19 protein-coding genes and 1 pseudogene are annotated in these 20,865 nt (G+C 69.8%); 10 read left to right on the top strand and 10 right to left on the bottom strand.

Going from position 1 to position 20,865, the window contains the following annotated elements; all coding sequences use genetic code 11:
* The 5 genes and pseudogenes from ABEU20_RS08210 to ABEU20_RS08190 form a co-directional block, all read left to right on the top strand.
* A pseudogene (locus ABEU20_RS08210) lies at positions 1–344 on the top strand (hypothetical protein); the annotation flags it as partial.
* 43 nt (positions 345–387) lie between these two features.
* Positions 388–1,047 (top strand): YcnI family copper-binding membrane protein, encoded by a 660-nt coding sequence (locus ABEU20_RS08205; RefSeq protein ID WP_420163891.1) that lies wholly within the window; start codon positions 388–390, stop codon positions 1,045–1,047.
* On the top strand, positions 1,044–1,589 hold the full coding sequence (locus ABEU20_RS08200) for a copper resistance CopC family protein (RefSeq protein ID WP_420163890.1): 546 nt from the start codon (positions 1,044–1,046) through the stop codon (positions 1,587–1,589). Before ABEU20_RS08205 ends, ABEU20_RS08200 begins: the two co-directional genes overlap by 4 nt.
* 16 nt (positions 1,590–1,605) lie before the next feature.
* Positions 1,606–2,550, top strand: coding sequence for a CopD family protein (locus tag ABEU20_RS08195; protein ID WP_420163889.1), 945 nt, complete (start codon positions 1,606–1,608; stop codon positions 2,548–2,550).
* Positions 2,551–2,581: 31 nt separating this feature from the next.
* Positions 2,582–3,442, top strand: coding sequence for an SDR family NAD(P)-dependent oxidoreductase (locus ABEU20_RS08190; protein ID WP_420163888.1), 861 nt, complete (start codon positions 2,582–2,584; stop codon positions 3,440–3,442).
* Between the two features lie 9 nt (positions 3,443–3,451).
* Here ABEU20_RS08190 and ABEU20_RS08185 read toward each other — a convergent pair whose 3' ends face one another.
* Positions 3,452–4,348: a LysR family transcriptional regulator gene (locus ABEU20_RS08185; RefSeq protein ID WP_420163887.1), complete on the bottom strand. Its 897-nt coding sequence runs from the start codon at positions 4,346–4,348 to the stop codon at positions 3,452–3,454.
* 36 nt (positions 4,349–4,384) lie between these two features.
* On the opposite strand from ABEU20_RS08185, the gene mmsB reads away from it, so the two are divergent.
* From mmsB to ABEU20_RS08160, 5 genes are all read left to right on the top strand, one after another.
* Positions 4,385–5,407, top strand: a complete 1,023-nt coding sequence (gene mmsB / locus ABEU20_RS08180; protein ID WP_420163886.1) for a 3-hydroxyisobutyrate dehydrogenase — start codon at positions 4,385–4,387, stop codon at positions 5,405–5,407.
* Entirely contained in the window at positions 5,404–6,774 is a 1,371-nt protein-coding gene (locus tag ABEU20_RS08175; protein WP_420163885.1) for an MFS transporter, read from the top strand. Before mmsB ends, ABEU20_RS08175 begins: the two co-directional genes overlap by 4 nt.
* A gap of 32 nt (positions 6,775–6,806) precedes the next feature.
* Positions 6,807–8,285: a CoA-acylating methylmalonate-semialdehyde dehydrogenase gene (gene mmsA, locus ABEU20_RS08170; RefSeq protein WP_420163884.1), complete on the top strand. Its 1,479-nt coding sequence runs from the start codon at positions 6,807–6,809 to the stop codon at positions 8,283–8,285.
* Positions 8,286–8,439: 154 nt separating this feature from the next.
* The gene (locus ABEU20_RS08165; protein ID WP_420163883.1) at positions 8,440–8,877 is read left to right on the top strand and encodes an SPW repeat protein; all 438 of its coding nucleotides are present in this window, start codon (positions 8,440–8,442) and stop codon (positions 8,875–8,877) included.
* Positions 8,877–9,074: a hypothetical protein gene (locus tag ABEU20_RS08160; protein ID WP_420163882.1), complete on the top strand. Its 198-nt coding sequence runs from the start codon at positions 8,877–8,879 to the stop codon at positions 9,072–9,074. The genes ABEU20_RS08165 and ABEU20_RS08160 overlap by 1 nt, the downstream gene beginning before the upstream one ends.
* Positions 9,075–9,099: 25 nt before the next feature.
* On the opposite strand, the gene ABEU20_RS08155 is transcribed toward ABEU20_RS08160, so the two are convergent.
* The 9 genes from ABEU20_RS08155 to ABEU20_RS08115 form a co-directional block, all read right to left on the bottom strand.
* Positions 9,100–10,746 (bottom strand): DHA2 family efflux MFS transporter permease subunit, encoded by a 1,647-nt coding sequence (locus ABEU20_RS08155; protein ID WP_420163881.1) that lies wholly within the window; start codon positions 10,744–10,746, stop codon positions 9,100–9,102.
* A gap of 145 nt (positions 10,747–10,891) precedes the next feature.
* Entirely contained in the window at positions 10,892–12,448 is a 1,557-nt protein-coding gene (locus ABEU20_RS08150; RefSeq protein WP_420163880.1) for a carboxylesterase/lipase family protein, read from the bottom strand.
* Between the two features lie 26 nt (positions 12,449–12,474).
* Complete coding sequence (locus tag ABEU20_RS08145; protein ID WP_420163879.1) at positions 12,475–13,152, bottom strand: GAP family protein; 678 nt, start codon at positions 13,150–13,152, stop codon at positions 12,475–12,477.
* A gap of 171 nt (positions 13,153–13,323) precedes the next feature.
* A complete protein-coding gene (locus tag ABEU20_RS08140; RefSeq protein WP_420163878.1) occupies positions 13,324–15,063 on the bottom strand; it encodes a hypothetical protein in 1,740 nt (579 codons plus the stop codon).
* Positions 15,060–15,716 (bottom strand): response regulator, encoded by a 657-nt coding sequence (locus tag ABEU20_RS08135; RefSeq protein WP_420163877.1) that lies wholly within the window; start codon positions 15,714–15,716, stop codon positions 15,060–15,062. Before ABEU20_RS08135 ends, ABEU20_RS08140 begins: the two co-directional genes overlap by 4 nt.
* 103 nt (positions 15,717–15,819) lie before the next feature.
* A complete protein-coding gene (locus ABEU20_RS08130) occupies positions 15,820–17,415 on the bottom strand; it encodes a succinic semialdehyde dehydrogenase (RefSeq protein WP_420163876.1) in 1,596 nt (531 codons plus the stop codon).
* An 81-nt stretch (positions 17,416–17,496) separates the two neighbouring features.
* Positions 17,497–18,474: a hypothetical protein gene (locus ABEU20_RS08125; RefSeq protein ID WP_420163875.1), complete on the bottom strand. Its 978-nt coding sequence runs from the start codon at positions 18,472–18,474 to the stop codon at positions 17,497–17,499.
* Between the two features lie 50 nt (positions 18,475–18,524).
* Positions 18,525–19,055, bottom strand: a complete 531-nt coding sequence (locus ABEU20_RS08120; protein ID WP_420163874.1) for a hypothetical protein — start codon at positions 19,053–19,055, stop codon at positions 18,525–18,527.
* Between the two features lie 149 nt (positions 19,056–19,204).
* Positions 19,205–20,803 (bottom strand): acyl-CoA synthetase, encoded by a 1,599-nt coding sequence (locus ABEU20_RS08115; RefSeq protein WP_420163873.1) that lies wholly within the window; start codon positions 20,801–20,803, stop codon positions 19,205–19,207.
* Between the last annotated feature and the right edge of the window lie 62 nt (positions 20,804–20,865).

The following is a 20,865-nucleotide window of genomic DNA, read 5'->3' as shown; positions in this document are numbered from 1 at the left end:
TGAGCCGCAGCCGGACCGCGCTGCTCGCCGCCCTCGCGGCGGGCCAGGGCGCCGGACACCTCGCGCTCACGGGCGCCTCCGACAGCCACGTCCACCAGGGCGTGCCGGTCACCGCGATGCTTGCCGCGCACGCCGCGGCCACCGTGGTGTGCGCGGGTCTGGTCCTCGGCGCCGAGCGCCTGTACGGGCCCATCACCCGTGTCCTCCGGGCAGTGCTGGCACCGCCCGCCCTCGGTGTCGAGTCGGCACCCACGCTCGCGCCGCGGCCGCTGAACCGCCGCGCGCCGCGTCTGACGGTGCTCGCCACCGGGTTGTCCCGCCGCGGACCGCCGCTGTTCGCCTGACCCGCGAACCGGTACCTCCGCACAGAAAAGACACCCGAACCCGATGAAGAAGACCATCACGCGCGCCCTCCTCACGGTGGGCGCCGCCGGCAGCGCACTGCTGCTCGCGACCGGCGTGGCCTCCGCGCACGTCTCCGTCGCCGCCCCCGGCGCCGAGCAGGGCGGCTACTCCGTCCTCACCTTCCGCGTCCCCACCGAGTCCGACACCGCCGGCACCACCGCACTCACCGTGCAGCTGCCGAGCCTGAAGTCGGCACGCACCGAGCCGATGCCCGGCTGGACGTCCACGGTGCAGAAGGACCCGTCCGGCGTCGCGACGGCCGTGACGTGGACGGCCGATCCCGGCGTGAGCGTCGGCCCCGGCCAGTTCCAGCAGTTCGTGCTCTCCGCGGGACCGCTGCCCGAGCAGGACGAGGTCGAGTTCCCGGCGACCCAGACCTACAACGACGGCAACGTCGTGCAGTGGGATCAGAAGCCCGGCCCCGACGGGTCCGAGCCCGACAAGCCGGCACCGTCGCTGACGCTCGCGGCGGGCAGCGGCGACGACCACGCGCACGCGGCCGTCGACACGTCGGCCGGATCCGACGAGGACACCCACACCACCGACACCACCGCCCGCTGGCTCGGCGGTATCGGCCTGGTGCTCGGCGCGCTGGGCGCCGCCCTGGGCATCGGTGCGACGATCCGGGGGCGCCGCTCATGAGCCCCCGCCTGATCCGACGTTTCCGCGTCGTCGCCGTCGGTTTCGTCGCGATGCTCGCGACGCTGCTCGGCGCCGGCACGGCGTCCGCGCACTCCGCGGTGATCGGCAGCACCCCCGACAACGGCGCCCAGATCGCGACCGCGCCCGAGCGGGTCAGCCTGCAGTTCAACGAGGCGCTGCAGGAGAAGTTCGCGTCGCTCACCGTCGTCGGCCCCGACGGCAACCTGTGGTCCAAGGGCGACCCGACCATCCAGGGCGACACCGCCAGCGTGCCGCTCGAGGGGCTCGGCCCGGTCGGCGAGTACACGATCGCGTTCCGCGTGACCTCCGCCGACGGCCACCCGGTGAGCGGCACCCGCGTGTTCACGCTGACGCAGGAGGGCACCGGTGTGCCCGGCCCGAAGGCCGGCGGACAGGACTCGTCGAGCAGCGACGACGACTCCGGCCCGAACCTGCTGATCTGGGGCATCGTCGGTGCCGCCGTCATCGTGTTCGGCGGCGGCCTGTGGTTCGCACTGCGCAAGCCGCGCGGCGAGAACTGACCCGAGCGGCACTCGGATGAGGACGGCGGACATCGGTCGCGCCCGGCTGCTGTTCGCCGTCCCCACCGCGCTGGTGGGCGTGGCTCTCGCGTGGCTCCTCGCCACCCCTGACGGCCCCTCGCCCACCGCCGCGGTACGGGTGCTGGCCGTCGGGCTGGGCGCCACCGCGTTCGGCCTGGCGGCGTGGCAGTGGCTGCAGCGCGACGAGCGCCGTCCCGCGCTCGACCCTGCCCTGCTGTGGCAGGCCGTCGCCGCGGTGGCCGGCGCCTGGACGGTCGCCGAGAGCGTCCTGGTGGTCCTCGAGGCCGCCGAGACCGAGGGCCGCTCGCGGTTCGCGGTGGCGCCGGGCACCGTCGTCGACTTCGTCCGCATCGTCAATGCCGGCCGGCTCGGCGCCGTCACCGTCGCCTGCGCCGCGCTGGTGACGCTGGTCGCGGCGATCGCGTACCGGCGGAGCCTGCCGTGGCCGGCCGCACCGGTGCTGGCCCTGTCCGGGCTGGCGCTGATCGCCCGCCCGATCGGCGGGCACATGTCGCAGCAGACTCTCGGATCGCTGCTCGATGCCGCGCACGTCCTGGCGGCTGCCACGTGGTTCGGGATGCTCACCGCGCTGGCGCTGACCGCCCGTTCACGCGGCGCGTGGGCGTCGCTGCTCCCCCGCTACTCGACCATCGCGTGGCGGTGCGTGTGGGTGCTCGCCGTGACCGGCGTGATCAATGCCGCCGTCCGGCTCGGCGGCATCGGGCCGCTCGTCACCACCGGCTACGGCCGCGTGGTGCTCGCCAAGGTCGCCGCGCTGGCCGCGCTGCTCGCGGCCGGATGGTGGCTGCGCCGCACGTGGGTCGCCCCGGCGGCGGCGCACCGGATCGGCGCCGACGCCTCACTGCGGCGCGCCGTGACCGAATCCGCCGCGATGGCAGTCGCGTTCGGACTCGCGGCGGCCCTGGCGACCACCGCCTGACCGGGTGGTCCATCGCTTAGTATCCGACATCGTGACTTCGACGGGGTGGTGGTTCCAGGCCAAGCACGCACTCGATACGCGGGGACCGTTTCCCCGCCGCCGACGCGGCACGCTCGCCGAGGCGGTGACCGGGCGGCGCGTCCTGGTCACCGGGGCGTCGTCGGGCATCGGCCGGGCCGCCGCGATCGACCTCGGCGCGGCCGGGGCCACCGTGCTGCTCGTCGCCCGCCGCGAGACCGAACTCGACGAGGCCACCCGGACGATCGTGACCGGCGGCGGGAAGGCGTTCGCGTACCCGTGCGACCTGAACGATGCGGCCGCGACCGAGGCGACGATCGCTCGGATCCTGGATGACCACGGCGGCGTCGACATCCTCGTCAACAACGCGGGCCGCTCGATCCGACGGCCGCTCGACCAGTCCTACGACCGCGCGCACGATTTCGAACGCACCATGCGGCTCAACTACCTGGCCGCGGTGCGGATGATGCTGGGCGTGCTGCCGGGGATGCGCGAACGCCGCTACGGGCGGGTGATCAACGTGCTGTCCGCGGCGAACCTGTTCGGCGGACCCGGCTACAGCGCGTACGTGGCCTCGAAGGCCGCGCTCGACGAGGTCTCCACCAGCTTTCAGGGCGAAACCCTCAGTGAGAACGTCACGTTCACGTCCATCTACATGCCGCTGGTGCGGACCGCGATGGTCGCCCCCGACAATCGATACCTGAAGGCCGCGTCGCTCAGCCCCGAGGAAGCGGGCCGGGTCGTCTGCGACGCGATCGTCCACCACCCGCGGCGGATGGGCCCGACGTTCGGACGCCTGACCCGGCTGGTCGACGCCATCAGCACCGAGCGCGCCGACGCCGCCCGGCACCGCAGATTCGCGTCGGGCATCTGACCGACCGGCTCACCACTGCGGCATCAGCTCGGACTGCCTCTCGGCAACCATCTCCCTGATCGCTTGCAGCACCGTGGCGGCCGCGGGTCGGCGTAGCCGCCTCGGCGCCAGGCAGGCCGTGAACTCGAGGGTGATCGCGACGTCCGACGGCAGCACCCGCTGGAGCGTCGGCTCACGCTCGGCCACGAACGCGGGCAGCAGCCCGATCCCGGCACCGGCGAGCGTCGCCGCGGTCTGCGCCTGCACGCTGGTCGAGCCGAAGGTGACCTTGTGGTTGCCGGTGAGCTTCGTCAGCACATCGAGGTCCTCGACCCGGAGCAGACCTTCGATGTAGTAGACGAGCGAATGTCCGTCCAGGTCCTCGAGTGACGTCGGCATGCCGCGTTCGGCCCGATAGGCGTCGGACGCGTACAGGCCCAGCCGGTAGTCCGTCAGCTTCTCGGCGCCCGGCCGTCCGAACACCGGCTCCCCCACCCCGATCTCGATGTCGGCGCCGGCCCCGAACGCACTCAGCCGCGTCTGGGTGACGATCTCCACGAGGAGATCCGAGTTGATCCGGTGCAGGTCGGCCATCAGGGGCGCGATGAAGTGCGAACCGAACGCCTCCGTCGTGGCGATCCGTACGAGGCCCGAGAGTTCACGTTCGCGCGGCGTGGTGCTGGCCAGGTCGCGCACGTCGGTCAGCGCCGACTCGATCTGCTCACACGAGCGCAGCAGTCGATGCCCCAGATCGGTGAGCTCGCACCCCTGGACGCCCCGAACCAGGACCGGCGCGTGCAGTTCCGCCTCCAGCGCCGACATCCGCCGCGACACCGTCGCGTGGTTGAGCCCGAGCGCGGCCGCGGCCCCGACGAGCGAGCCGCACCGGGCGATTTCCAGCAGCACCACGAGATCGTCCGCACGCATATTGACTCCCAGCTCGCCTGTGCATTGCTGCACAGCTTGTGTGTCGAAGAGGGCCTTTTCCGGCGTTGTAATCTAGCTCACTCTTGTCCACACGGTCGACGTAGACGCCTACGGCTCGACACTGGACGGAAGGGCACCACCATGAAGATCGGTTGGATCGGCCTGGGCAACATGGGTTTGCCGATGGCTGCAAATCTGCACAGCGCGGGCTACGACCTGGTCGGTTTCGACCTCTCGCCGGACGCACGCGCGGCTGCGACCGCCCACGGCCTCCCCACCACCGATTCCCCCGTCGCCGTCGCAGCGGATGCCGACGTTCTGATCACCATGCTGCCCAAGGGCGATCATGTGCGTGCCGCACTCCTCGACTCCGGCGCGCTCACCGTCACCGCGCCCGCCGCCCTGGTGATCGACTCCTCCACGATCGCCACGGCCGAGGCCGTCGACATCGCCGCGGCCGTCTCCGCGACCGGTCGCCGCTTCCTGGATGCCCCGGTCTCGGGTGGCACGGCAGGCGCCGGGAACGCGACCCTGACGTTCATGGTGGGTGGCGCGGAAGCGGACCTCGACGAGGCTCGCCCGCTCCTGCAGGCGATGGGCACGCGCATCTTCCACGCCGGAGACCTCGGCGCCGGCCAGAGCGCCAAGATGCTCAACAACATGATGCTGGCCGCGAACATGCAGAGCACCTGTGAAGCCGCGGCACTGGCACAGCGTCTGGGCATCGCACCGAAAACGGTCATCGAGATCGCCGGCGTCTCCACCGGCGACAGCTGGGCACTGCGCAGCTACTACCCCGTGGGCGGCGCCGTCGAGTCGGCACCGTCCAGCCGGGACTTCACGGGCGGCTTCGCCGTCACCCTGATGCGCAAGGACCTCGGTCTCGCGCTCGACGCGGCGGCCGCCCACGGGATCGATGCCTCGGCAATCGCAGAGGTTGCTCGACGACTGGACCTGCTCGCCGACAACGGCTTCGGCGGGCTCGACTTCTCGGCCCTGATCCGCCTCGTCGACGGCACGATCGAAACCACCGCTCCCGCCCGGGAGGGGGTCCGGTGACTGCACAGTTGACCGACCCGGCTCCCGAGACGCCGAAGCAGAAGACCCCCGCCGGCTTCCATCGGATCGTCGCGGCCTCCATGGCCGGAACGGTCGCCGAGTGGTACGAGTTCTTCCTCTACGGCATGGCGGCCGCTCTCGTCTTCGGCGACGTGTTCTTCAAGGCGACCGGCAATCCCCTCGACGGCGTGATCGCGGCGTTGCTCACCTACGCAATCGGTTTCGTCGCCCGCCCGATCGGCGGCATCATCTTCGGGCACTACGGCGACAAGTTCGGCCGCAAGAAGCTGCTGCAGGTCTCGCTCCTGGTCATCGGCGTCTCGACGTTCCTGATCGGCGCCATTCCGAGCTTCGATCAGATCGGTTACGCCGCACCGATCATCCTCGTCTTGCTCCGATTCATGCAGGGCATCGCGATCGGCGGCGAATGGGGCGGCGCCGTCCTCCTCGTCGCCGAGCAGAGCCCCGACGACAAACGAGGATTCTGGGCCAGTTTCCCGCAGGTCGGCGCGCCACTCGGCAACGTGCTGGCCACCGTGGTGCTGCTCGTACTGTCCTTCGCGCTTCCCGAGGCCGCGTTCCTGTCCTGGGGTTGGCGTGTGGCGTTCTTCTTCTCCGCCTTCATCGTCCTCATCGGCTGGTTCATCCGTACCAAGGTCGAGGACTCCCCGATCTTCAAGGACGCCGCCGAGGAGCAGCCGCAGGCGGAGAGCACGTGGAAGGCGATCAAACGTGTCTTCCAGGCGCGTCCCCGCGAGGTGCTCACCGCGATGGGTGCACGCGTGATCGAGAACATCCTCTACTACATGGTCGTCACGTTCTCGCTGACGTATCTGAAGGTGCAGCTCGACGTCGACACCTCCACCATCCTCACGCTGATGCTGATCTCGCACATCGTTCACGCCGGGATGATCCTCGTGTTCGGCTGGATGTCCGACAAGGTCGGCCGCCGCCCCGTCTATCTCGCCGGCGCGATCCTGGCCACGGTGTACTGCTTCGTGGCATTCCCGTTGATGGACACCAAGTCCGATGCGCTCATCCTGTGTGCGATCACGGTCGGCCTGATCATCCACGCCATCATGTACGCGCCGCAGCCGGCGCTCCTCTCGGAGATGTTCCCCACGCACATGCGCTACATCGGCGTCTCCCTCGGCGCGCAGGTCACCGCGATCTTCGCCGGGTCCCTCGCCCCGGTCATCGCCACGATGCTGTTGCGCACCTTCGACAGCTGGGTTCCGATCGCGATCTACGTCGCGGTCGCCGGACTGATCTCGATCGTCGCGGTCCTGTTCATGCGCGAGACCAAGGGTACCTCCCTGGCCGCGCTCGACGACGAACACCGCGCCCGCTTCGGTACCTCCCTGTGAATTCTGCTCCACCCCTGAAAGGTTCATCACCCATGCGCACCATCCCCCACTGGATCAACGGCGCCCCCGTCGAGGGCGGATCCGACACCATCGACGTGCTCGACCCGGCCACCGACCAGCCGGTTGCCACCGTGCCCATGGCGGACGCAGCCACGGTGGACGCCGCGATCGCCGCCGCCGCGAACGCCTTCGACAGCTGGGCCGCGACGGCCCTGTCCAAGCGTGCCCAGGTGCTGTACAGGTTCCGTGAACTGCTCTTGGCCAACCGTTCCGAGCTCGCTGCGATGATCACCGAGGAGCACGGCAAGACCCTCGACGACGCCGCGGGTGAGATCTCACGAGCGGCCGACTCCGTCGAACTCGCCTGTGGTGGACCGGCACTGGCCCGTGGCGGCACGTCGCTGCAGACCGGTCCGAACATCGACACCAAGTCGGTGCTGCATCCCCTGGGTGTCTGCGTGGGCATCACACCGTTCAACTTCCCCGCGATGATGGGCATGATGATGGTGTCGGTGGCCCTGGCGGCGGGCAACACCTTCGTCTGGAAGCCGAGCGAGCAGGACCCCGGCGTGTGCCTGCGTATTGCCGAGCTGTTCCGGGAGGCCGGCCTGCCGGACGGCGTGCTCAACGTCGTGCACGGCCGGCAGGACACCGTGGAGCAGCTGATCGATTCGCCCGACACCGAGGCGGTGTCGTTCGTGGGTTCGAGCAAGGTGGCGCACATCGTCTACTCGCGGGCCGCGGCCGCGGGCAAGCGCGTGCAGGCCTTCGGCGGCGCGAAGAACCACATGATCGTGATGCCCGACGCCGACCTGGACGTCGTCGCGGACCAGCTCACGTCCGCCTGCTTCGGCGCCGCCGGCCAGCGGTGCATGGCGATCTCGGTGGCGGTCGTCGTCGGCGACACCGCGGAGCCCCTGCTCGAGAAGCTTGTCGGGCGCGCCCGGCAGGTACGCCTGGGGGCGGGCGACGCCCCGGACACCGAGGTCGGTCCCGTGATCAACCGGCAGTCGCAGCAGCGCATCCAGGCCGCCGTCAAGGAGGCGGTCGCGGCGGGTGCGCGTGCCGTGGTCGATCGCAGTGCCGAGGTCGTGCCCGGCCACGAAGGTGGCTACTTCATCGGACCGACCGTGCTCGCCGACGTCGACGTGTCCTCCCCCGCGTACCAGGAGGAGCTGTTCGGGCCGGTACTCGTGGTGATGCGGGTGGACTCGCTGAACGACGGTCTCGCGCTGATCGCGAATCACCGTTACGGCAACGGGGCGTCGATCTTCACCAGGGACGGGGCCGCGGCCAACGAGTTCGAACGCCGGGCGTCCGCGGGCATGGTCGGCATCAACGTCGCCATCCCCGTCCCCGTGGCGGCATATGCCGTCCAGGGTTGGAAGGACTCCGCGTACGGCGACACCGGCCTGAACAACGCGTCGTGGAGCTTCTACACGCGCCCGAAGTACGTGACTTCGCGGTGGGACAGCGTCGCCGGTACCGACTTCGGTTTCCGCCCGAACTGATCGGCGCGGGGGCGCACAGGAGCGGGCGATGGCCGTCGGGGCATCGCCCGCTCCGCCGTTTCCGCTGGGCGGTCCGGCACACCCTGTACGCCGCGCGGCACGGCAATTAGTGTCGAAGGGACACAGGTCGAACAGGCCGAGGAGATGATTCGCCATGTCGATCACACCGAACATGTCGATGGAAACCCACCCGGACATCGTCGCGCTCCGCAACAGCTACGACGAACTCGGCGGAGGTCCGGCCCTCCAGGTTGCGGAGGGGTTGATGGTGCTGGCCGGTCTCTACGCGGCGGCGTCGTCGTGGATCGTCGGATTCAGCGGGCAGACGTCGCTGATGATGAGCAACCTCATCTGTGGTCTCGCGGTTGCGCTGCTGGCAGCCGGGTACGCGACCACGTACGGGCGCACCCACGGGATCGCCTTCGTCGCACCGCTTCTGGGGGTGTGGCTGATCGTGTCGCCGTGGCTGGTCTCCGGGGTGAGTACGAGCACGGGAATGATCCTGTCGAACGTCGTCGTCGGGGCCGTGGTCGTCGTGCTGGGCGCGGCGGGGATGGCGATGGCGATGACCCGGCGCGGCAACCGCAGGTAGTGCACGAACACCCCGGTCGCCGGCCGGTGCGGGCGATCCAGACCGTCGCAGTAGCCGTGCTGGCGGTGCTGATCATCGCGGTGACGCTGTCGCTGACAGGATCGTTCCTGCTGGCGGCGGCGTTCGGGGTGGCGTGTGCGCTCGGCGTCGCCGCCGTCCTGCTGCTGTGGCAGGTGCTGCCGCCCACCGACGAGTGAGGCGGGGTGTCGCCCGCCCCACCGTCTACGCCGCAGCGGTCGCCGCCTCCTCGCGGCGTCGCGGCTGCAGCCGGGTGGCGGTCGCCAGGCCCGCGGCGAGGAAGCCGGCGGCGACGAACAGCGACCAGCGGGTCGCGTCGGCGAAGCCCTCGGACAGCGCGTCGGCGGTCTCGGGTCCGGCCGGCCCGAGCTTGCCGTGGTCGCCCTGTTCCCGGATCGGCGGGATGGTGCCGCCTGCCGAGTCGCGGGTGCTGTCGACCAGGCCCGACTCCACCTGCGGCGGCAGCGCGACCGGCTCGAGCCGGTCGGTGAGAGCGTGCGCGAGGCCGAGCGAGAGCACGGTGCCGAGGATCGCGGTGCCCAGCGCGGCACCGAGTTGGCGGACGGTGCTCTGCGTCGCCGACCCCTGCCCGGACTCCGACGTCGGGATGTCGACGAGAACAGTTCCGGTGAGCTGCGCCGATGCGAGACCCAGCCCCAGGCCGTAGATCGCGAGGAGCAGTGCCAGCAGCCACGCCGCCGACGACGGCCGCAGGTACAGCGCGAACGCGAGGACACCGATCACTTCGAGCGCCAGGCCGAGCATCACGGTGCGCGGGGCGCCGAACCGGGCGGTGACGTGGCGGGCCGCCGCACCGGACGCGAACGCGCCGAGCGCCATCACCGCGAGCACGTAGCCGGCACCGAGAGTGCTGAGCCCGTACGCGTTGACGAGGAACAGCGGCAGCACCAGCAGCAGACCGAACTCGCCGATCGCGACGGCCATCGCGGTGCAGTTCCCCCAGCTGAAGGTGCGGAAGCGGAACAGCGTCAGGTCCAGGATGGCCGAGTACCCGACCTGCGCCCGGTGCCGCTCCCACACCACGAATCCGGCGAGCGCGATCACCCCGACGGCGGCGACGACCGGGGTCGCCGAGACCGGTGCCGACGCGGGCCATGTCGCCCCGAAGACGTCAAGATCCGCGATGGGCTTCCACCAGCCGATGGTCTGGCCCTCGATGAGCGCGAAGATCAACGCGCCGAACCCGATTGCGCTCAGCAACAGGCCCACCACGTCGAGTCCGGGCACGGTGATCTTCGCCCGCGTCTCGGGCACGGTGAGGAAGGCGCCGATGATCACCAGGATGCCGATCGGCACGTTCACCAGGAAGATCCACGGCCACGTGAACGACGTGGTGAGCCACCCGCCCAGCAGCGGACCGACGGCCGCCATGCCCGAGATGACCGCGCCCCACACGCCGAACGCGATGGCGCGGTCGCGTCCCCGGAACGTGGCGTTGACGGTCGACAGCGTGCACGGCAGCACGAGGGCGCCACCGACGCCCTGCACCACGCGGGCGACGATCAGCGCCGTCGACGAGTCCGACGCCGCCGCCATGAGGCTGCCGCCGATGAAGACGACGACACCGGCGACGAACAGCCTCCGGCGGCCCAACCGGTCGCCGAGGCGTCCGGCGGTGAGCAGCAACGCCGCGAACACCACCGAGTAGATGCTGTTGATCCACTGGGCGTCGGTGAGGTCGAGTCCCAGTTCGTCGATGATCACCGGCAGCGAGACATTCACGATGGTGCCGTCGACGACGATGAGCGAGAGTCCGGCGGCGAGCACCCCGAGTCCGACCCACTCCCGGCGGCCCACCCGCGGTTCGTTCTCGGGCGATTCCACGGTCATTGCTGCGCCTCTCGTCCGGTGGCGCGTCTCGTACCGACGCTACCGCGATTCCACCAGAGTCGACGAGCCGTCGCCGCGCGAATCCGTTGGCGATCCGGTCATTTCCAACTTTCGGACGATTTTTCCGACGGGGCGGGGGCGGCGCTCAGGTGAACGCGATGACCTGCTCGCCCCAGGCCGCACGCAGCGGTCCGTCCAGATCCGGAACCACCGTGTCGTGCTTGTCGATCAGCAGCGTCGAGCGGCCGTCCCGGTCGTAGGCCCTCCACTCCGGCTCCCCGTCGAGGCCGTCGGGCGTTCCGGCCTTGGCGAAGGCCAGCCACCGGTGCTGCATCCGCTCCGACACCCTTCGCCCGGTGGACAATCCGCCCAACAGGTAGGTGATCTCCCTGGGCCCGTGCGCGATGTTGCCGAACACGTAGGGCAGTTCGGTAGCGTGGGTGGCGCCGATCTCCAGCGCCTTCAGCATCGGGGTCGCATAGTCGAACCGGTAGAGCCAGGTCGGGGCATAACGGCTGTGCGCCTCCACGATCCACAGCGTGGGCAACCGGAAGCCGAAGTCCCGGGTCAGTCCCATCGCGTCACTCTTGCTGGTCAGTCCCGAGTACGCCGACTCGATGCGGGCCTGGTCGGGGAACTCGACGTCCGGGTGCTCGGCCGCGATCTCCGCGAACATGCCACGGATGACGTCCGGGTCGAGCGGCATCAGCGGCGACTTCATCAGCTTGAACAGCGATGCCTCGTCCTTGTTGGTGCCGATCAGCAGCGGGACGCGGAGGGCGGTGCCGTTCCAGTACGAGTTGACCGGGTAGTCGGGCAGCAGGTCGCCGTCGACCACCGGGCCGAACGCGAGTGTCCCGGGCGTGTCGGTGGGGATCCGCGAGAACAGCGTGTCCGACGCCGCCAGCAGTTCGTCGGTGGTCGCGGTGAGCAGGCGTTCGACGGGATCGTCTGCTCCACCCAGGATTTCGAGGAAGAGCTGCGATACGTGCGCCGCCCGGTCCTGGTTGTACACCGACGTGGCCGGCGAGCTCTCCGCTATCGCCCGGTGGAACAGTCCCTGCGCCGACGGCATCGTCATCAGGGTGGTGACCGCGCCGCCGCCGGCCGACTCCCCGAACACCGTCACACGATCGGGGTCACCACCGAACGCCGCGATGTCGGCCCGCACCCAGCGCAGCGCAGCGATCATGTCCTGCAGAGCGACGTTGGTGTCGAAGCGGTGGCGATCGCTGCTCAGCGACGAGAAGTCGACGAACCCGAATGCGCCGAGGCGGTAGTTGATCGTGACGACCACGACGTCACCGTTCTCCGCCAGCGCGCGACCGTCGTACACCCGCTGGCTCGACGCACCACGGAAGTACGCTCCGCCGTGGATCCACACCATCACCGGCTTGTTCCCCGCACCCCTCGTGGGCGCCCACACGTTGAGCGAAAGACAGTCCTCGTCCTGCCGGACGTCGTCGCCGAGGGACATGCCGGGCATCGCGCTCTGCGGCCCCGCCGGGCCGAACCGGTCGGCGTCGAACACCTCGGTCCACGGCTCCGGCGGCACCGGTGCCCGGAAACGGCGGCCACCGGTCGGCGCGGCCGCGTAACGGATTCCCTTCCACACCGCGACCGGGCCGTCGTGGGTGCCGCGCACCGGTCCGTAGGTGGTCTGGATGATGGCCGTATCGATCTGGAGTGCAACGTTGGTCATGTCTCTCCTCCTTCGGTTCGATGTGCTCACGCGGTGAGCGCGGTGACGACGTGCGAGACCTGGAGGCCCGCGAGTAGAACGAACAGAACGGTCATGATGGCGGCGTTGTGCTGGATCAGTTCCTCCTTGACCACGCCCAGCGCCGCAGTGACCCGCTTCGAGGGAACGGCGGCGAGGACGGCGAGGACGATCAGGCCCGTGCCGCCGAGGACGGCGAACAGTGCCGTCAAGGCGGCCGCGTGGATCGGCGGCAAATGCCCTTCCGCGATGAGGGCGCCGGCCCTGAGCTCGAGGGGCAGGTTCTTGGCGTTCGGCACGGTGAGCAGCAGGCTCAGCACCGCGGCACGACCGGGTCCCATGGTGTCGATCTGCGCCATCCAGCTCGGCATCACCGCGGGCGCGCCGTTCCGGGGGCGTCCCCGCCAGGTGAGGACGGCCAGCACCAGGAAGGCCAGCCCGAACGTCGTGGCGAAGATCAGCTGGGTCGGGTGGGCGGCGTCGCCGGCGTGGGCGGCTCCGGTCTTGGTGGTCGCGGCGGTGACACCCACGACGACGGCCGATCCGACCACGGCGGTGGCGGTGAAGGCGAACGCGTTGGTCCTGGCGCGCGCGGACAGCAGGACCGCGATCAGGGCGGCCACCGGGATGGGGCTGACGATCAGGCCGAGTGCGAGTGGAATGATCTGCGCCGCTGCGTGTCCCATGTCGGTTGCCGTCCCTTCGCCGTGCGGGATGCGGGAACTGTCCGTCAGTTCGTCGGTCCGTTCCGGCCGGCATCCGAGAGGAACGTTAGGAGCGCCGATTCGGTGGTACGGCCGGACGTTCGGGTATTGCGACATCACGCCATGACGGCGGACACAACCGGTGCGAGGCGGTCAGTTCAGGCGAACGGAGAGCAGCACCGATCCACGCTCCTGGACCAGTTCGGCGGTGCCGACCTTCTCCGCCAGAGCGGTGAGCCCCACCCCGTCCCCGACATCGCGGGCGATCCTTCCCGGCGATCGAATCCCGATGCAGATCACCGAGGTCCGCGGATCGACGACCATCGTCAGGTGCAGCGTCCCGCCGGTGCCGTGCCGGATCGCGTTGGTGAAACCCTCGGACAGGACGTCGATCGCGTGCTCGAGCCGCACCGGGCTCGCCGACAGCAGCGGCCAGACATCGGGATCGATGTCGGTGTGCACCGGCACCGCGGACGCCCACATCGCCACCAGTTCGGTGATCTGCTGCTCGGCGTCGGAAGAGGGGATCCGGGGCCGTGTCTCCTCGCGGGCCACCTCGTCCAGCACCCGGTCGAGGATCTCCGACACCGTCGTCTCCACCGACGGGCGTCCGGACGAGCGATCCGACACCGTTGTGGCGCTGTGCATCATGAGCGCCGCGGCCACCAGTTCACCCTGCACCGACGAGTGCAGGACGTGAGCGAGCCGGCGACGCGCCGCCACCACCCGCCCGTGCACCTCCGCCGACAGGTGACTCTGTTCGGCGAGCGCCGTGGCGAGCTGCTGCTCTTCCAGCGCGCGTTGGTCGTTCGCCGCCCGGATCAGACATATCGCGAGCGCGGCGAACGGATAGAAGGCGATACCCGGGACGACGAACGCCGGGGGGAAGCCGACGCCGCCGAGGATCAGCCAGAACGCCACCGCGGTGACCGCCGCGACGGCACAGTACGCGATCGTCAGGAACAGGATCCGCGTGCTCGCGCCGCCGATCCGCACCGCCGCCATCCGCACCACCCAGTTGCCGGACACGCACACGACCAGTCCGGCGAGCACCTGCAGGACCGTCTCCCGCACGCCGTAACTACTGACGAGGTACGTGAAGACGACCACGGTGTACAGCAGCACCGGCAGCGCGAGCGGCGCGGGGCGCACCGCCTGCAGCACCCCGTGCATGCGTTCCCGAACGGTGAGCGCCGGTGGTTCGACGGCGCGTTGCGGCAGCGGGGTGACGTCGTCGAACAGGGCGTGACTCATGGGCCGGACGATGTCCTCGGAGATTCCCCGCAGCAGACGCGCGCCGCCCACGGGGTCGATGCCGGCCCGGTTCGACGTCGCGAGCGCCGAATCGATCTGCGCCGCCAGGTCGTCGGCGTAGCGCCGCCCCAGCCCGGCCAGGTAGTCCTCGTCGACGCGCCGCTGCTCGTCGAGGGCCGTGCGGGCGGCGCGCAGCCGTTGCATCATCGCGTTGTGTTCGCGAACCGAGTCCACGAGGATCGCGATCAGCGACAGCGCCACCACCGCCGTCGTCATGTTGATGAACAGCCGGACCGGGATCGGCCTGTCATCGGTGGCGAATCCGTTGAACACCAGCAGCGCATCGAGCAGGAAGGGTCGGCACGCACCCAGTCCCGCGAACACCAGCAGCGACACCACCGCGCTCCGTCGCGGGCGGTCCGGACGCAGCACCGTGAGCCACACGATCAGCAGCGCGATACCCATGATCAGATGCACCATGACCGCGACGCCGAAGTAGGCCGGCCAGTCCCGCGGGCTGCGTGCGGTGATGTAGCTACCCATCACCGTGACGGCGAACGGGGCCGTGAGTATCCACGACCAGCGGGTGACGGCGGAGCTGCCGCCGATTCGCGCCAGCCAGGGAAACTGACGGCTCAACCGGTCTCCGTCGGCAGTCCGAAGCGGCGGATGTACAGCTGCGCCGCCGCGACCCGCGGGTTCAGATCGGGGTTGTGGTTGACCCCGAGTGCGTCGAAGGTGCGGGTGACCATCTTCTCGACACTGCGCAGGCTCGATTCGCGCCGCCTGGCGATCTCCGCGTTGGACCACCCGAGCGCGATGCAGCGCAACACGTCGAGCTGGGTGCGCGTGAGGTGACCGAGGGCGGCGTCCGGACCGTCGGGCAGGCGCCGGGGTGGCAACGGTTTCTCCGCGAGCGCGGATTCCACCGCCGCCACCAGTTGCTCGACGGACTCGAGGGCCACCTTGTCGAGGAACACGGAGCCCACCGGAACGCCCTCCCCCGGAGCGATTCCCGCCCGCGGATAGTTCGTGAGGAACACCGTGGCGCAGTGCGGGGCCCGGGCCTGGACGATCGTCGCCATCTCCATCCCGTTGGGCCGGGATCCGAGGTCGATGTCGGTGACCAGGACGTCCGGGTCGATCTCGTCGAGATCGGCGAGCGCGGTCGACGCGGACGGCCGGTCGTGGACCTCGAATCCCGCGTGCCGGAGCGCATCGGCCACGAGGGAACGCATGAGCGGCTGGTCCTCGACGACCAGTGCTCGGCGCACCCACGCGGTCTCTTTCACAGGAAAGAGACTAATGGGTCGTATCGGAATGGACGAGGTAGTGCGCCTATCTAACGAACAGCGGGCGACGCCTCCCCGTGCCGACTCGGCCGAGCGGGGCGGGTCAGCGTCCCGGCACGAACTTCAGCGCCTTGATGAACGGCGGCAGGAGCTTGGCCCACACCTTGGCGGGAAGCCAGCGCGGGCCTCCGAGATTGACGACCCGCGTGGTCGCCACGGTCTGCGCCTCCGTGTACTTGAGCAGGCCCTCGGAGCCGTGCCGGCGTCCGACGCCGGACACCCCCATGCCACCCATCGGGGCCGCGGTGCTGCCCCACGTGGGGCCGTACCCCTCGTCGACGTTGACGGTTCCCGCCATGACCCGCGCCGCGATGGCCTCGCCCTCGGCGTGGCTGCCCGCCCACACGCTCGCGTTGAGTCCGTAGTCGGTGTCGTTGGCGCGCGCGATCGCCTCCTCGACGTCGGCGACCGGGTAGACCGAGACGAGCGGCCCGAACGTCTCGTTCGCGTAGCACTCCATCTCGGGCGTGACCCCGGTCAGCACGGTGGGCTCGTAGAACAGCGGACCCAGGTCGGGACGCGCCTTGCCGCCCGCGACCACGGTGGCACCCTTGGCCACCGCGTCGTCGACGTGACCCGACACGGTCTTGACCTGGTCCTCGGACACGAGGCTGCCCATCTCGATGCCGAATTCGTAGCCGGGCGCCAGGCTCATGTTCCGGACCCGCTCGCCGAACATGCGCGTGAACTCGGGCGCGACGGCCTCCTCGACGTAGATGCGCTCGACCGAGATGCACAGCTGGCCGGAGTTCGAGAAGCAGGCGCGGACCGCGGCATCGGTGACCTCGCGCAGGTCGGCGCCCTTCGCGACGATCATCGGGTTCTTGCCGCCCAGTTCGGCCGAGAAACCGATCAGCCGCCGGCCGGCCTGCTCGGCGAGCAGGCGCCCGGTCGCGGTGGAACCGGTGAACATCAGGTAGTCGGTGTTCTCGACGAGCGCCGTGCCGACGACGGAACCGGGGCCGGGCACCACCGCGAAGAGGTCGCGGGGCAGCCCCGCCCGGTACAGCAGTTCGGCGCACGCGAGCGCGCAGTACGGCGTCTGGCTGTCCGGCTTGATCACGACGGCGTTGCCGGCGAGCAGTGCCGCGATCGCGTCGGACACGGCGAGGGTCATCGGGTAGTTCCACGGCGAGATGACGCCGACGACGCCCTTCGCGTGGTGCCGGACGACGGTCTTGGTGAGCCCCGGAAGCATGCCCTGTACGCGGCTGGGGCGCAGCAACTTCGGCGCGAGCCGCGCGTAGTACCGCGAGGTCATCGCGATGTCGAGGACCTCCTCCTGCGCGGAGGCCCGGGACTTGCCGGTCTCGGCCTGCGCCATGTCCATCAACGAATCCTTGTGCGCGAGCACCAGGTCGCGGTAGCGGAGGAACACCTCGGCACGCTCCACCGGGGAACGCTTCTCCCACGCCTTCTGCGCCACCCGGGCGCGCTCGATCGCGGCGAGCGCATCGGCCGCGGTGCCGACCGGCACGGTCGCGAGTTCACGACCGCTGAACGCCTCGACGACCGGACGCGTCGGGCGGTCCGCAGCATCCGGGATGGCAATGAGATCGGCGAGGCGGGCGAACGTCGCCGCGGACGGAGCAGGCATTTTCGTACTCCTACTGGTGAGTAGATTTCGAGTTACACACAACCTACCCCGTCCGTGGTCATCGTCACAGGGATCAGGGCGCGATCCACGTTCCCGTCGGGTGGGGGTCTGGAAAAGCGACCGTCAGCGGACCGCCGGCGGATTCTGCTGCTGCAGCACGGTCCACCCGATCGCACCGATGGCCGCCGCGGCAGCGCCGGCCACGCCGACCCACATCAGCGGGGACTGCGTCGATCCGGCACCGGACGATCCGAGGCTGCCGAGCGACCCGTTGCCACCGGACTCCGGCGTCGGGAAGGTGATCTCGCCGTCGCGCCCACGCTCGACCGCGCCACTCTCGAGCGCGACGTGCGCCTGCCACGGCCCGGAGGCCAGATCACGGCTGTTCGGGATGCGGAACCGAACCTTCCCGGCGGCTCCGGCGGCGACGATCACCTCGCCCGCGTACAGCGGACCGAGGGCCCGGCCGCCGGGCCCGTCGGTCAACGTGAGTTCGCCGCCGACCTCGGCGGCCCAGCCGCCGGTGTTGCGAATGTCGGCGACCACCACGGCCTGACCGTCCGAGTCACGTTCGGTTGCCAGCCCTTCGATCGCGAAGTCCGCGGTCGTACCGGCTGCGGGTCCCACCCGCAGATTCATCCGGACGCCGACCCGGGCGGCGGTCACGATCCCACCGCCCGCGCCGGCCGCGCCCTGTGCCCAGACCACAGCATGCCGGTCGCCGGTGGGCGCGTCCGCCGGAATACGAACGGTCACCACCACGTCCTCGCTCCGGCCGGGCGCCAGGGAGATGCTCTTCGTGCTCAGGCTCGTCCACGACGTGAGCGCGTTGACGCTGCCGCGGTCCTGGACCTCGAACTCGCCGCCCCTCATCGACGCGGCGCCCGCATAGACGTCGACCGCCTTCGTCGTGGCGGCGGTGTTCGAGATCCGCACCCGGCGCACCACGGGTTCTCCGGGTGCGAAAGTGCCGACGATCTCGGTCGATCCCGCGAGTTCGATACCGATCCCACCCGAAGCAGTGTCGGCGTGGACGACCGTCGTCGACGCCGCAACGAACGACGCGACGAGGGCCAGCAGGGCGAGGAGGTTCCGCAACATGAAACGCATGGACACGCTTTCGTGAGATGCCGGTGGTGGCGGGATGCGGACTACACCGCTGAGTGGGTCAGGGTCGCGCTGTAACTGCCGAGGGTCACGCCGTCGGAGACGTCGATCCGGAGCGACGGCGTCCAGTGGAAGGTCACGTCAGGCCAGTTGTGGCGGGCGATTCCCACTACGGCCTTGGTGGAGTCCAGCGTCTGGGGACCGGTGCTCACGAACCCCATGGTTCCGCCGCTCGCCGTGTACGTCACGGCAGACCTCGGGATGACTGTCGAGCCGTTCGTGACGTCCGAGATCGAGGCGGTCACGGTGACCGATCGGCCTGTGCCGCTGCGCCGGTCACGGACGCCGGACATCGCCACGGTGCCGGTGACGTCACCCTGCCCGTTCGCCCAGATCATGGGAGCGGTTCGCGGAACCGCCAATTCGAGAGGACCGTCCTGGCCGCCCACGGTGAACGTCACATCGGTGGCGCCGTTGGTCGCCGCCTCCGCCGTTCCCGCCACCACGCCGGGCACGACCGCCCCCGCGAGGACGACGACAGCACCCGCGCCGAGCACTGCTGCCGTGCTGCGCATCCCGCTCCTCCACTGGCCTCGTACGGACGTCGAATGCTTCCGAGACGACCGTCGAGATGCGCTTCGAAGCGACTCATTTCAACAAACAATTGGACGCTTGTCCACAACGAGGTCCTTCGGGCGTGCGGGCACCCGGATCGTCCACGGCCTCAGCCCGCCGAGACGACCTCCTTGGCCCAGCGGTAGTCGGCCTTGCCGGTCGGCGACCGCCGGATGGCGGGGACGAGCACCACGGACCGCGGAATCTTGTAGCCGGCGACGTGGATCCGGCAGTGTTCGGCGATCTCGTTCGGATCGGTGTCGTCGAAGCCCGGCCGGAGCTGGACCACGGCGGCGACCTTCTCACCGAACCGGATGTCGGGCGCGCCGGCGACCAGGGCGTCCATGACTGCCGGATGGGTCTTGATCGCGGACTCCACCTCTTCCGGATACACCTTCTCGCCGCCCGAGTTGATACACGTCGAGCCGCGGCCGAGGAGGAAGATGGCGCCGTCCTCCTCCACCCGTCCCATGTCACCCAGGACGGCCAGACGCACCCCGTCGACCTCGGTGAAGGTGGCGGCGGTCTTCTCGGCGTCGTTGTAGTACGCGAGCGGCACGTGACCCTTGCGGGCGAGGAAGCCGATCCGGTCGGAGCCCGGAGCGATGGGTCGGCTGTCCTCGTCGACGAGAATCAGGTTGGGGTTGAACCGGATCCGCTTGGTGCCGTCCTCGGCGAACTCGATGATGCCGTCGTTGCCGGTCTCGGAGGCTCCGAAAGCGTCCTTGATCGTCAGGCCCGGAACCAACTCGCGCAGTTCGTCCTTGAGCGCGGGCGAGAACAGCGCACCGCCGGAGCCCATCAGCTTCAGGGTGCCGAGGTCGTAGCGATCACCGTGCTCCTTGATCGCCTCCGCGATGGGCCGGGCGATGGCGTCACCGATGACCGTGATCCCGGTGATCTTCTCGGCCTCGATCAACCGCAGCACGTCGACGGGGTCGAACGTCCGGCAGAACACGCGCGGCGCGCCCATCAGGAGTGCGGTGAGCAGCGAGTAGATGGCGCCGCCGTGCATGAGCGGCGGGATGACGAGGTAGGTCTGCGGGTCGGTGTTCGCGACGGCGCCGGCCACCACCTCCTCGACCGACCGCCGCGGCGCGCCGCCGATGTTGCCGCCGGACAGGGCCGCGAAGTAGAAGTCCTCCTGACGCCACACGACACCCTTCGGCATCCCCGTGGTGCCACCGGTGTAGATCACGAAGTGGTCGTCGTCGCTGCGGGGGCCGAACCCGCGTGCGTCGGACTGCGCGCCCAGGGCACTCTCGTAGTCGATGACGGTGGCGCCCTCGTAGCCGCCCGGCAGTCCGTCGTGGTCGCCGACCACCACGACATGGCCGACGTTCGGGCTCTTCGACAGCGCGGCCCCGGCCGCTTCGAGGTACTCGTTCTCCACGATCAGGGCGACGCTGTCGGAGTTGGTGTAGAGGTACACCAACTCGGCATCGGTGTAACGGAAGTTGATGTTGATCGAGACGGCACGGATCTTCATGCAGGCCAGCAACGCCTCGACGTACTCGATGCGGTTGCGCATGTGGATCGCAACGTGCTGGCCGGGGCGCACGCCGGCCGACTCGAGGTGGTGGGCGAGCTGGTTGGCCCGACGATCGAGCTCGGCGTAACTGCGGCGCTGGTCGTCGCACACCACGGGCACCCGATCGGGGATCGCGTCGGCGACAGCTTCGTACAGGTCGGCGATGTTCAGCGTCACGTAATTCCGTCCTCGTTCCGTAGTGACCCGCGCCACCACCCCGTTTCTTCGGGAAGCTAACA

This window comes from Rhodococcus parequi, assembly GCF_046042785.1.
Lineage (GTDB): Bacteria > Actinomycetota > Actinomycetes > Mycobacteriales > Mycobacteriaceae > Prescottella > Prescottella parequi.
This window is presented reverse-complemented; position numbering and strand designations above follow the sequence as displayed.